This window comes from Streptomyces sp. NPDC057287 (genome assembly GCF_042667905.1).
Taxonomy (GTDB): Bacteria; Actinomycetota; Actinomycetes; order Streptomycetales; family Streptomycetaceae; genus Streptomyces.
In genome coordinates this window covers 191,144-203,687 of record NZ_JBHUYV010000001.1, presented here as the reverse complement: position 1 = coordinate 203,687, position 12,544 = coordinate 191,144, and the positions used below count along the sequence as shown (strand labels likewise).

The following is a 12,544-nucleotide window of genomic DNA, read 5'->3' as shown; positions in this document are numbered from 1 at the left end:
TGCGCGCCTGCTTGGATCCCTTTTTGTCAGTTTTAAATTTCCATTACCCACCACAGTGAAGAAGCGGCTCATCCGAATCGGATGAGCCGCTTCTTGTCGTTTGCGTCACACCGGGCCGGTCCGCCCCGGTGCGGCCACGCGTGTCAGCCGCGTCCGCTGCCCAGGGCCCTGCGTTGGGCGCTCGGGAGTGCGGGACGCTCGGCAGGTGCCTGTTCGATACGGAGGGCCAGGGCCGGGCATCGCCGTACGGCACGCTGGGCCCGGCCCCGCAGATGAACCGGAACTGCGGCGTCCGCGAGTGCCGGATACCCGTCGGGCCCCAGCCTGATCAGTTCGGGGACGATGTCCGCGCAGAGGCCGTGCCCCTGGCAGAGGGTCCAGTCCACCGCCAGCTTCTCGCCGCTCGGGATGGACTCCTCCAGGTCCTCGTAGCCGGCCGAGGGCAACGGCAGCACCCCGAGCGTCTCCCTTCCGCAGCCGCCGTCGAGCACGTGCGCGGCGAGGTCGTCCGTGAACGCCGAGAGTGTGGATGCCAGGAAGCGGGCGGATCCGTCCGGGTGCTTGCACGCCCCGCGGCCCTTCACGGCCTGGGTCACCTCGCGGAGCGCCTCCAGGGCGGCGGGACCGCCTCCGTTCAGCACGTCGGAGAGGCCGCCGGCGGCGGCCGGGAGACCCAGCTTGCACGGACCGCACTGGCCCGCGGTCTCGGCGGCCAGCCAGTTCGCGATCCTCAGCGACTCACCGATCGGGCAGGTCTCCGGCCCGATCGGCAGGATGGCGCCGGCGCCGAGCGCGCCGCCCGCCGCGGCCAGGGACGCTCTGGAGACCACGGCGTCGTGCGCGGCGATCGCGTCGATCCAGTTGCCGTGGTAGCCGCCGGTGAGCACACCCTGGGGCAGCGGCGGGGAGCCGGCCAGTTGCAGGACGTAACGCAGGGGCACTCCGGTGGGCACCTCGATCACCATCGGGCGCGCGACGGCCCCGGAGACGGTGAGCAGGACCGTGCCGGGCTCGTCGGACAGGCCCGTGTGGCCGTAGCGCCGTGAGCCGAGCCGTGCGGCGACGGCGAGCTGTGCGTAGGTCTCCGCGTTCGACAGGAGGGTCGGGGCGCCGGCGACGCCGGACTCCGCGGCACGTTCGCGTCGGCCCGGTGGCAGGGCGGGACCGCCGTTCACCGCTCGTATGACCGCCGATGCCTCCCCGGAGACCATGCGCTCCGGCGTCCGCACGACGCGGGCGCGCAGATGCTGGCCGCGGCGGTCGGAGAGACCGCGTTCGGCGAGAGCGGTCCGTACGGAGATCTCCGTGGAGTTGCGCGTGACGGCCACGACCAGCGTGCGTGCGCCGAGCGCCTCGGCGGCGAGCAGGGCGCCGTCAAGGATGAGGTGCGGGGCGCGGTTGAGCAGCACGGTGTCCTTGCGGCAGGCCGGCTCGCCCTCGCTGCCGTTGATCACGACGACGGGCCGGACCCCGCGGCGTATGGAGGCCTTCGCGACCGCGCGCAGCTTCTTCCCGAAGGGGAATCCCGCGCCCCCGCGGCCGCGCAGGGAGACGGACTCGGCGAGTTCGGCCAGTCGCTCACCCGTCATCGGTTCGAGGGGGCCGTGCACCTTCAGGTGCATGGCGAGGTCGAGGCGTTCCACCAGGTCGAAGCCGGTGGTCAGCTGGGGGAGTCCGACGACGCGGACCTCCGGCACATCGGGGAGGGGGACGTTCACGGTCGGTCTCCTGCTGGTGCGTGCCAGGGTTCTCCCGCCGAGGGCGGGTAGAGCGGCCCCGGGAGCTGTTCGGTCTCCTGCTCGGAGGCGGGGTTCGGGGCGGAGGGCGGGTACGGGGTGTGGGCGGCCCGGAGCGTCTGCGCGGGAGGCGCGGGGGACGGCGTGGGCCAGCGGCCGTCCGCTGTCTCGGCCGGCCGCGCGGCCGGGCGGGCGACGGCCCGGTACGCCGCGGATATCCCCGCCCGGTAACCCGCGGACGGTGCCGGGGCGGGCGGCGGGACGTGCTCCGGAGCCAGCCGGTCGGAACTGCGCGGCGGAGGCTCGTACGGCGGGGGTCCGTACGACGGCTGCGACCCGTACGCCAGTGGTTCGTACGCGGGCGGAGCCGGAGCGGCCAGTGTCCGGGGGCGGACCGGGGTGCCGCGTACGCCGCGGTCGTCGTCGCCCCAGCCGGGCGCCTCGGGCGGGAGACCCCGGCCGGGCGGCGGGGGAACGTGTCCCGGGTCGGGGAGCGGGGCGGAGCGTATGACCGGGTCGGAGGCGGACGGAGGGGTTCCCGGGCCGAACAGGCCGGCGGCCAGACCGGTGAGCAGGTGTTTGGCCGGGCCGGGCAGCAGGCGCAGGCCGAGCGCGGCGGCCACCGCCGTCAGGCAGAGCATGTACATCACGACGACCCAGGTCGCGGGCTGCCGGCCCGCGTACAGTCCGTGCACCAGTGCGAAACACCAGGCCGGGTAGGCCAGCGCGTGGAGCGCGCGCCAGCGCCCGGCGATCCTGCCGGGGGTGGCGAAGGCGCTGCGCATGGCACCGGTCGCCGCGGTGGTGATCATCAGCAGCCCGGCCAGTGAGCCGAAGCCGATGAGGCCTGCGGTGCCGCTCAGGCCCGTGCTGAACGGTATGAGGGCGCCGAGCAGACTCACGTGCCCGAGGGCGATCTTCACGGTGCCGTGCAGCAGGAGGAGACCGAGCGAGCTCACGGCGGCCGCCCGGTGGATGCCCTGGCAGATCAGCCGCTGACGGGTCGAGAGGAACACGCGGTCGGTGGCCAGCAGGCCCCAGGCGACCGCCGCGGTGAGGGAGACCAGCGCAAGGACGCCGGTGGTGAAGTCGAACGCGGCACGCATGTCGTCGCTCCCGGCGACGGCGAGGAGAGGGATGAGTACGAGCGCGGCGACGGTCAGCCCGCCCTGCACCGGGCGGCTCATTCCTTGGTCGGCGCTCAGGGCGGGGGAGGAGCGGATCCTGCGATGAGGGTTCATGGGGGGCGACTCCGAATGGTTCGGCAAAGCGGTCCCGTTGCCGCATGCTAGGTCGCCGTATACCGGCCGGTACGAGGTTTGAGTTGTTGCCCCGATAGGGGGCAGTACGCGGAGTAACCTCCGGAGTGTGTGGGTCGTGTGGAAGGTTCGCGCGGGTCACGTGCCCGCCGGCCTCGGGGTCGAGAGGCGTGCGCGGCTTTTCTGACGGCATATGTGCCGGGCCGGACGCCGGACCCGTGCGGTACCCTGACGCCATGCGTGCCGTACGCCTTCTGCTCAGCGAGCCGCGCTGATCACTACCGACCGGTGAGAATGCCTGGTCGGACTCGGCGCGGCGTCCCCTCCTGTGCGAGGGGATTTTTCGTTTCCGTAGACGTGTGTCCGTAGACGTGGGCGCCGGCAGATGACGATCGATGGAGCTTTGAGGATCATGAGCGAGACGAACACCGCGGCCGAGGTGGCCGCGCCGCACCGCTACACGGCAGCGATGGCCGCCGACATCGAGGCACGCTGGCAGGACTTCTGGGACGCCGAGGGGACGTACGAGGCGCCGAACCCGACCGGTGACCTGACGGACGGCACCGGGCTGGCGGCCAAGCCCAAGAAGTTCATCATGGACATGTTCCCGTACCCCTCGGGCGCGGGTCTGCATGTCGGCCACCCGCTGGGCTACATCGCCACCGACGTCTACGCCCGCCACCAGCGGATGACCGGGCACAACGTCCTGCACACCCTGGGCTTCGACGCCTTCGGCCTGCCGGCCGAGCAGTACGCCGTGCAGACGGGCACGCACCCGCGTGCCTCCACCGAGGCCAACATGGAGAACATGAAGGTCCAGCTGCGCCGGCTGGGCCTGGGCCACGACAAGCGCCGTTCCTTCGCCACGATCGACGCCGACTACTACAAGTGGACCCAGTGGATCTTCCTGCAGATCTTCAACTCCTGGTACGACACCGAGGCCGACCGGGCGCGCCCGATCGCCGAGCTGGTCGCCCAGTTCGAGAGCGCTGAGCGCGAGGTGCCCGGCGGTCGCGAGTGGGGCACGCTGAGCGCCGCCGACCGGGCCGACGTCCTGGGGCAGTACCGCCTGGCGTACGCCTCGGACGCCCCCGTCAACTGGTCGCCGGGCCTGGGCACCGTGCTGGCCAACGAAGAGGTGACGGCCGACGGCCGCTCCGAGCGCGGCAACTTCCCGGTCTTCAAGGCCAAGCTGCGCCAGTGGAACATGCGCATCACCTCGTACGCCGACCGCCTGCTGAACGACCTGGACGGCCTGGACTGGCCCGAGGCCATCAAGCTGCAGCAGCGCAACTGGATCGGTCGTTCCGAGGGTGCGCGGGTCGGTTTCCCGGTCGACGGAGCCGGTGACATCACTGTCTTCACCACACGCCAGGACACCCTGTTCGGTGCCACCTACATGGTGCTGGCCCCCGAGCACGAGCTGGTCGAGCGGATCATCCCCGCCGCCTGGCCCGAAGGCACCCACCCGGTGTGGACCGGCGGTCACGCGAACCCCGCGGAGGCCGTAACGGCGTACCGCAAGCAGGCGGCCGCCAAGTCGGACGTGGAGCGCCAGGCGGAGGCCAAGGACAAGACCGGTGTGTTCACCGGCGCCTACGCGACCAACCCGGTCAGCGGCGAGAAGGTCCCCGTCTTCATCGCCGACTACGTCCTGATGGGCTACGGCACCGGCGCGATCATGGCCGTACCGGCGCACGACGCACGCGACTTCGCCTTCGCGCGCGCCTTCGAGCTGCCGATGCGCTGCGTCGTCGAGCCGTCGGACGGCCGGGGCCTGGACCCCTCGACGTGGGACGACGCCTTCGGCTCGTACGAGGCGAAGCTGGTCAACTCCGCCAACGACGAGATCTCGCTGGACGGCCTGGGCGTCGTCGAGGCCAAGGCGCGGATCACCGAGTGGCTGCGGGAGCAGGGCGTCGGCGAGGGCACCGTCAACTTCCGCCTGCGCGACTGGCTGTTCAGCCGCCAGCGCTACTGGGGCGAGCCCTTCCCGATCGTCTACGACGAGGACGGCATCGCCCACCCGCTGCCCGAGTCGATGCTGCCGCTGGAGCTGCCCGAGGTCGAGGACTACTCGCCGCGCACCTTCGACCCGGAGGACGCCGACACCCAGCCCGAGACCCCGCTGTCCCGGAACGCCGACTGGGTCAACGTCACCCTGGACCTGGGCGACGGCGCCGGCCCGCGGAAGTACCGGCGCGAGACCAACACCATGCCGAACTGGGCGGGTTCCTGCTGGTACGAGCTGCGCTACCTGGACCCGAACAACGACCAGCGGCTGGTCGACCCGGCGATCGAGCAGTACTGGATGGGGCCGCGCGAGGGGCAGCCGACGGGTGGTGTCGACCTGTACGTCGGCGGTGCCGAGCACGCGGTGCTGCACCTGCTGTACGCCCGTTTCTGGTCCAAGGTGCTGCACGACCTGGGGCACATCTCGTCCGCCGAGCCGTTCCACAAGCTGTACAACCAGGGCATGATCCAGGCCTTCGTCTACCGGGACAGCCGTGGTATCGCGGTCCCGGCGACCGAGGTCGAGGAGCGCGACGGGGCCTACTTCCACGGTGGCGAGAAGGTCAGCCGTGTCCTGGGCAAGATGGGCAAGTCGCTGAAGAACGCGGTGACGCCCGACGAGATCTGCGGCGAGTACGGTGCCGACACCCTGCGGCTGTACGAGATGGCCATGGGGCCGCTGGACGTCTCGCGCCCGTGGGACACCCGGGCCGTGGTCGGTCAGTACCGGCTGCTGCAGCGGCTGTGGCGCAACGTCGTCGACGAGGAGACCGGTGAGGTCACCGTCGTCGACACCGAGCCCGACGAGGGCACGCTGCGGGCCCTGCACAAGGCCATCGACGGTGTCGGCCAGGACATGGCCGGGATGCGCTTCAACACCGCCATCGCCAAGGTCACCGAGCTGAACAACCATCTGACCAAGGCGGGCGGCCCGCTGCCCCGGTCGGTCGCCGAGCGGCTGGTGCTGCTGATCGCACCGCTGGCGCCGCACGTGGCGGAGGAACTGTGGCGCCGGCTGGGCCACACCGGGTCCGTCGTGCACCAGGACTTCCCGGTCGCGGACCCGGCGTACGTCGTCGACGAGACCGTGACCTGCGTGGTGCAGATCAAGGGCAAGGTCAGGGCACGCCTGGAGATCTCCCCGTCGATCACGGACGAGGAGCTGGAGGCACTGGCCCTGGCCGACGCGAACGTCGTCGCCGCACTGGGCGGGGCGGGAATCCGCAAGGTGATCGTGCGGGCGCCGAAGCTGGTCAACATCGTTCCCGCATAACGGCCGCCGGGCGGTGCGTGCTGTGCGTGCTTTCGCGGCGTGAACGATGTGCGGGCGGTGCGCACCCGTCACGGCGTGCCCGGTACGCGCCGTCGCGCCGGGTCGACCGGTGCGACGGCGCGTACCGGGCCGGCCGGTGCGCGCCGTCCCACCAGGTCCGGTAGGAGCCGTCGTGCCGTGGCAGGTGCCGGGGGTCGTCCGCACCGCTCCTGTGCCGCGGTCGCCCCGGGACGGTCCGTCCGGCGGCGGGCCAGGGCTTTCCCCTACGGGCAGGTTGGGGGTTCCGATGGAACCCCTGGCCTGCCCGTTCCGTTTACGGTAGAAGGGGCGGCCGCACGCGGGCGGCCGATCCGACAACCGAGGGGCGTTCATGGAAGCCGTGATCCTGATCCTGACGCTGCTGTTCGTCGCGTTCATGGCGCTCGGCGTGTACGCCGGCGTCAAGACGGTGCGCGCGGCCAAGCGCGGTGTGGACCGGACCATCACGCAGGCCCGCCGTTCCGTGGAGGACACCGCGCTGCGTGCCAAGAGCTACGGTCAGCCGGGCGTGCCGGGCGAACTCGCGCAGCTGAGACTCGCACTGCGCACATCGATGCGTGCCACCCAGGAGGCGCTGAACGCCCGGGCCGCCGAGGATGCCTCCCTCTCCGAGTCGCTGGGGCTCTTCCAGCGCCTCAGCGCGCACGGACGTGAGCTCGACAGCGACCTCAAGCGCCTGGAACGCGAGCCCGACAGGGCGACGGTGGCCACACTGCTCCCTGGCCTGAGGGAGCGCACGGAGCGCATCACGCACTCGGCGGAATCACTGCGCTGGGCGGCGCGGGACCGGGCGAGGCAGTTCGCCGACGACGACCTGGCCGCGCTCAACGCGCAGATCGACCTGGAGGCCGGGGCGCTGCGGCACTGGACGACCTCGACCGAGGAGCCCGCCGCACAGCGCGAGACGGCCGGGCACAACTGGAGCGAGCCTGCCCATGAGGAGCCGCCGTCCCTCACCCCTCCGGACCCGCGGCTGAGCACGGGCTATCCGTGGGAGAAGTCCGCCAGGCCCGAGACCACGAACTGACGCGCACCGGCCGCGGAGACACCGCCCGCTGCGCGGGGAGCAGACTGTGGCAGCGGCGGACACGGGATGTGTCCCTGACGCCCGGAAGGGTTTCGCGGAGTCCGAGGTGCGTCATCGACGGACGCCGGACCGACCGGAAATGATCAGCAGGGTGGTCCCGGGCTGCCGCGCCCCCGCCGCGGACGGTAATCTCCGGCTCATGTCCCGCCATGTCGCGATCGTCACCGATTCAACGGCCTACCTGCCACCCCGGACGATGGAACGGCACGGCATCACCGCGGTGCCGCTGACCGTCGTCCTGGGCGATCAGGCCCTGGAGGAAGGCACGGAGATCTCGGCGCGGTCGCTGGCGCAGGCTCTTCAGAAGCGCCGCTCCGTGACCACGTCGCGACCCAGCCCCGAAGTCTTCGCCGCCACGTACCGCGCCGTGGCCGAGCGGGGCGCCACCCACATCGTCTCCCTCCATCTGTCGGCCGAGTTCTCCGGGACGTACGACGCCGCCGTGCTCGCCGCGAAGGGCGCACCCGTGCCGGTGCAGGTGGTCGACACCGGCATGGTCGCCATGGCCCTGGGTTTCTGCGCGCTCTCGGCGGCCGAGGCCGCAGAGGGGGGCGGCGGGCCGGACGAGGCGGTCGCGGCGGCACAGAAGCGGGCGGCGGGCACATCGGCGTTCTTCTACGTCGACACACTGGACTACCTGCGCCGAGGCGGGCGTATCGGCGCCGCCCAGGCGCTGCTGGGATCGGCCCTGGCCGTGAAGCCGCTGCTCCAACTCGACGGCGGCCGCATCGAGATGCTGGAGAAGGTGCGGACGGCGTCCAAGGCGATCGCGCGGCTCGAGGAGATCGTGGCCGCGCGGGCGGGCGCGGGAGCCGTGGACATCGCCGTCCATCATCTGGCCGCCCCGGAAGGGGCCGAGCGGCTCGCGGAGCGACTGCGGGGACGGGTTCCCGGGCTCGTCGATCTCCATGTGAGCGAGGTCGGTGCGGTGATCGGGGCGCACACCGGGCCGGGACTGCTGGGGGCAGTGGTCTCACCACGCTGAACGCCACTCCGCCGGGTGACGCGGTTATCCACAACTGGAGAGTTATCCACTGTAATTGGTGCAGGTCGGCGGATTTGCGCGGAAGTCTCTAGCGTCATGTGGCATGACCTTCCCACCACTTCCCCCATCGAGCAGCGCGACCGACCGGCAGTGGCTGACCGGTGATGGTGGAGACCCGCCCGCTCACCGGCTCGCGGATCTGCCCGCACACGCGGCGATGGACCCGCCCACGCGCAGGGCCACGCACCGCGGCGCCCATCGTGTGCCCCGCGGGACCGGGCCCGCCGGGCGGGCCCGGCCGGGTCCCGGTGTCCGCCCCGGCGGGACCGCCGGTACCTCGCCCGGGGCGGCATACGGCGCCCGGCACGGGCGCGGCTGGCGTACCGGGCGCGGGCCGGCTGCCGAGATCGCGGCGGCCTCCCGCCTCCGCGCGGAAGCCCTGCTGGCCGGCGAGCGCTCGGCGGGCGTGCCCCCCACCGCCACCGTGCCGAGGGCCGGGGCACCTGCCGCGGTGGAGCCTGATGCCGTGGCAGGTGGGGCTGCGGGTCCGCCGTGCGGGCCGGGGCCCTCCCGTGCGACACCCTCCTGGGCTGCCGTCCAACCGGTGCGCCCGGCACAGGGTGTGGGTGCCGCAGGGGGTCTGGCACAGGGTGTGGGTGCCGCAGCGGCACCGTCGGCCGGGCCGCCCCTCCCACCGCGTCCGGTCACGCCCGACGGCATCGCCGGGCGGTCGCGGTGGTGGCGCGAGGTCCTGCCCGCCCTGCGGGACCGCTTACCCCTGTGGGCGCAGCCGCGATGCGGCCTGGAGCCACGCGCGCTCGCCGCGCTCGCCGTCGTCCTGGTCGGGGCCGCGGTGTTCGCGACGGCACACTTCTGGTCCGCCCGCCCCGAGTCCGTACGCGCTCCTGACAGGGTCACGGAGGCCGCCGCGGTCCAGGCGGGTGGTTCGGAGTCCCCGCACGCTCAGCTGCCCGGCAGCACGCCCGGACCGGCCGGGGAACCGCAGACCGGCGCCGCGCCCGGCGGGCAGATCGTCGTCGACGTGAGCGGAAAGGTCCGTCGGCCGGGTGTCCGGCACCTTCCAGCCGGCTCCCGCGTCGCGGACGCCCTGCGGGCCGCGGGAGGAGTCCGCGAAGGCGCGGATGTCAGCCTGCTCAACCGCGCGCGTGTGCTGACGGACGGCGAGCAGGTGGCGGTGGGCATGCCCGGGGCTCCGCCTCCCGACTACGGATCAGCGGCAGCCGGGGGCCCCGGGGCGGGGCGGACGGGACCGACGGCGCCGCTGAGCCTGGGCACGGCCACGGTCGAGCAGCTCGAGACACTGCCCGGTGTAGGGCCGGTGCTCGCCCAGCACATCGTCGACTACCGCACCGAGCACGGGGGATACCGCTCGGTCGACGAGCTCCGTGAGGTCGACGGCATCGGCGACCGCCGGTTCGCGGACCTGCGACCGCTGGTCCGGCTGTGAACACGCCTGACGTCCATGCGGATTCGGGGCGGCGGCTGGGCGCTGCCGACCCCCGCCAGGAGGCTCCGGCCGATCTGCGGCTGGTTCCTCCCGCGCTGGCGGCCTGGGCGGCAGCGGCCCTGGCCTGGAAGGACCGGGAGAGTGGGTGGCGGCCGTGGTCGTTCTCTGCGCATGCACCGGTCTGGTGCTCGTCGTCGTCCCCCGGATCGCGGGGCGGGTGGTATCGCGAGCCGGGACCAGTCAGAGGGGAGCGGCGCCGACACGGATGACGGGGCCGCCGGCCGGGGCGGCGGAGCATGTCGGGCCTGCCGGGCGCACGGCGGCCCGCACGACGGTCGTTGCCGGGGTGCTGCTCTGCGCGGCGGCAGGGGCGGCGGCGGGCGGTCTCCACGGCGCGGACGCGCGCACCGGCCCCGTCGCCGGACTGGCCGAGACATACGCGTGGGTCGAGGCGGAGGTGACCGTCACGTCCGATCCCCGGCAGACGCGGCCTCGGGTACGGGGCGACCACAGCAAACCCGTGTCCCTGCTCCTGGATGCCGAGATCGACCGGCTGACCGCACCTGACGGCACGGTCACCAGGCTCCGCACCCCTGTCCTCGTGATGGTCGCCCCGGGGGAGGCGGCGACGCGGTGGATGCGGCTCCTGCCCTCGACCGGTCTCCGCGTAAGCGGCCGGCTCGCTCCGCCCCGTCACGAGGGGGAGCGGATCGCCGCCGTGCTCGGTACCGGTGCGGACCACCCGCCCCAGGTCGTTTCGGAGCCCACTTTTCTGCAGCGCACCGCGGGGCACCTGCGGTTCAGCCTCCGGGAGGCCACGGACGGGCTCGACGCCGACGCGCGGGCACTTCTGCCGGGGCTGGTCGTCGGCGACACCTCACGGGTGCCGCCCGACCTTCACGATGCCTTCAAGGCCACCGACCTGACCCATCTGCTCGCGGTTTCCGGCGCGAACCTGTCGATCCTGCTGTTCCTCCTCATCGGCCCACCGGGCACCGCATCGCGGAGCGAACGCCGCGGCCTGGCACCCAGGCTGGGCCTCTCCCTTCGCGTGACCGCCCTGACCGGTGGTGGGATCGCGCTCGCCTTCGTGATCGTCTGCCGTCCCGAACCGAGCGTCCTGCGCGCGGCGGCCTGCGGCCTGATCACCCTGCTCGCCATCGGGACGGGCCGGCGCAGGTCCCTTCTCCCCGCGCTGGCCGCGGCTGTTCTGCTGCTGGTGCTGTACGACCCGTGGCTGGCGCGCAGCTACGGGTTCCTGCTGTCCGTACTCGCCACCGGGGCACTTCTCGTCCTGGCCCCGAGATGGAGCGCCGCGCTACAGCGCCACGGGGTCCCGGCGCGGCTCGCCGAGGTGCTCGCCGCCGCGGGTGCCGCTCAGGCGGTCTGCGCGCCCGTGGTCGTGGTTCTCGCGTCGAGGGTGAGCCTGGTCGCGATCCCGTGCAATCTGCTCGCCGAGTTCGCGGTGGCGCCCGCGACGGTGCTGGGGTTCGCCGCGCTCGCCGTGGCCCCCGCGTCCATGGCGGTGGCGGAGCTGCTGGCCGAGGCCGCAGGCTGGCCCGTCGGATGGATCGCGTCCGTGGCCCGCACCGGGGCCGCCCTTCCCGGGGCGGAGGCCGACTGGCCGGGCGGGTGGCGCGGTGCGGCCCTCCTGGCCGTCCTCACCACCCTGCTGGTGCTGTCCGCCCGCCGCCTGGCCCGTCACCCCTGGGTGTGCTCCGCCGCCGCGCTCCTGCTGGTGCTCGCCGTGCTGAGACCCGTGCCGCTCACCCGGTTCATGACCGGATGGCCGCCGCCGGGCTGGGCCTTCGCACTGTGCGACGTGGGGCAGGGGGACGCCATGGTGCTCGCCGCGGGAGACGGTACGGGGGTGGTCGTGGACGCCGGCCCCGAACCCCGGCTCGTGGACCGGTGCCTGCGGGACCTCGGCATCACCCGCGTGCCCCTTCTGCTGCTGACCCACTTCCACGCCGACCACGTACGCGGGTTGCCGGGTGTGCTGCGGGGGCGGGAGGTCGGTGCCGTCCAGACGACGAGCCTCGACGAACCGCCGGAGCAGGCGGCGTTCGTGAAGAGGACGGCCGCAGCGGCACACGTCCCGGTGGTCCGGGCCGTACCGGGGGAGCGACGCCGGGCGGGCCGGCTCGACTGGCAGGTGCTCTGGCCCGCCCCCGGGGTGCCCGGGGCATCGCCGGCCTACGTGACCGAGGAGCCCAACGATTCCAGCGTCACCCTCCTTGTCCGGTCCGGCGGGCTGACCCTGCTCCTCCTGGGAGATCTCGAACCGCCCGCCCAGCAGGGGGTGTTGCGCAGCCATCCCGCACTGCCTGAGGTGGACGTGCTCAAGGTCGCGCACCATGGCTCCGCCCATCAGGACCCCGCACTCCTGCGCAGCGTCCGCCCGAGGCTCGCGCTGATCAGCTGCGGTGAGGACAATCCGTACGGCCATCCGGCGGCTCGTACGCTCGAAGCGCTCGAAGCGACGGGAGCGAAGGTGCTGCGCACGGACATCCACGGGGCGATCGCGGTGTCGGGCGTCGGCGCGGGCCTGCGTGCGGCAGGCCGCTCATGAACGAGGCCCACGCCCGTGATCACACCGCGACGCCGAGCCGGCCCCCGATGCCGAGCCGCCCCCGACGCAAGGCCCGTACGATCCGTCGGGCGGGCGCTCGCTGTCAGGCCGG

7 protein-coding genes are annotated in these 12,544 nt (G+C 73.0%); 5 read left to right on the top strand and 2 right to left on the bottom strand.

What is annotated here, in order from left to right; genetic code table 11:
* Positions 1-143: 143 nt before the first annotated feature.
* Complete coding sequence (locus tag ACFUNE_RS00950) at positions 144-1,718, bottom strand: NADH-ubiquinone oxidoreductase-F iron-sulfur binding region domain-containing protein (protein WP_383560820.1); 1,575 nt, start codon at positions 1,716-1,718, stop codon at positions 144-146.
* Positions 1,715-2,977, bottom strand: a complete 1,263-nt coding sequence (locus tag ACFUNE_RS00945; protein WP_383560818.1) for a hypothetical protein — start codon at positions 2,975-2,977, stop codon at positions 1,715-1,717. The genes ACFUNE_RS00950 and ACFUNE_RS00945 overlap by 4 nt, the downstream gene beginning before the upstream one ends.
* Positions 2,978-3,407: 430 nt before the next feature.
* On the opposite strand from ACFUNE_RS00945, the gene leuS reads away from it, so the two are divergent.
* From leuS to ACFUNE_RS00920, 5 genes are all read left to right on the top strand, one after another.
* Positions 3,408-6,281 (top strand): leucine--tRNA ligase, encoded by a 2,874-nt coding sequence (gene leuS / locus ACFUNE_RS00940; protein WP_383560815.1) that lies wholly within the window; start codon positions 3,408-3,410, stop codon positions 6,279-6,281.
* A 370-nt stretch (positions 6,282-6,651) separates the two neighbouring features.
* Positions 6,652-7,347 (top strand): hypothetical protein, encoded by a 696-nt coding sequence (locus ACFUNE_RS00935; protein WP_383560812.1) that lies wholly within the window; start codon positions 6,652-6,654, stop codon positions 7,345-7,347.
* Between the two features lie 199 nt (positions 7,348-7,546).
* A complete protein-coding gene (locus ACFUNE_RS00930; protein WP_383560809.1) occupies positions 7,547-8,392 on the top strand; it encodes a DegV family protein in 846 nt (281 codons plus the stop codon).
* A gap of 604 nt (positions 8,393-8,996) precedes the next feature.
* Positions 8,997-9,860: a helix-hairpin-helix domain-containing protein gene (locus tag ACFUNE_RS00925; RefSeq protein WP_383560807.1), complete on the top strand. Its 864-nt coding sequence runs from the start codon at positions 8,997-8,999 to the stop codon at positions 9,858-9,860.
* Between the two features lie 265 nt (positions 9,861-10,125).
* Entirely contained in the window at positions 10,126-12,432 is a 2,307-nt protein-coding gene (locus tag ACFUNE_RS00920; protein WP_383560804.1) for a ComEC/Rec2 family competence protein, read from the top strand.
* Positions 12,433-12,544 lie beyond the last annotated feature (112 nt).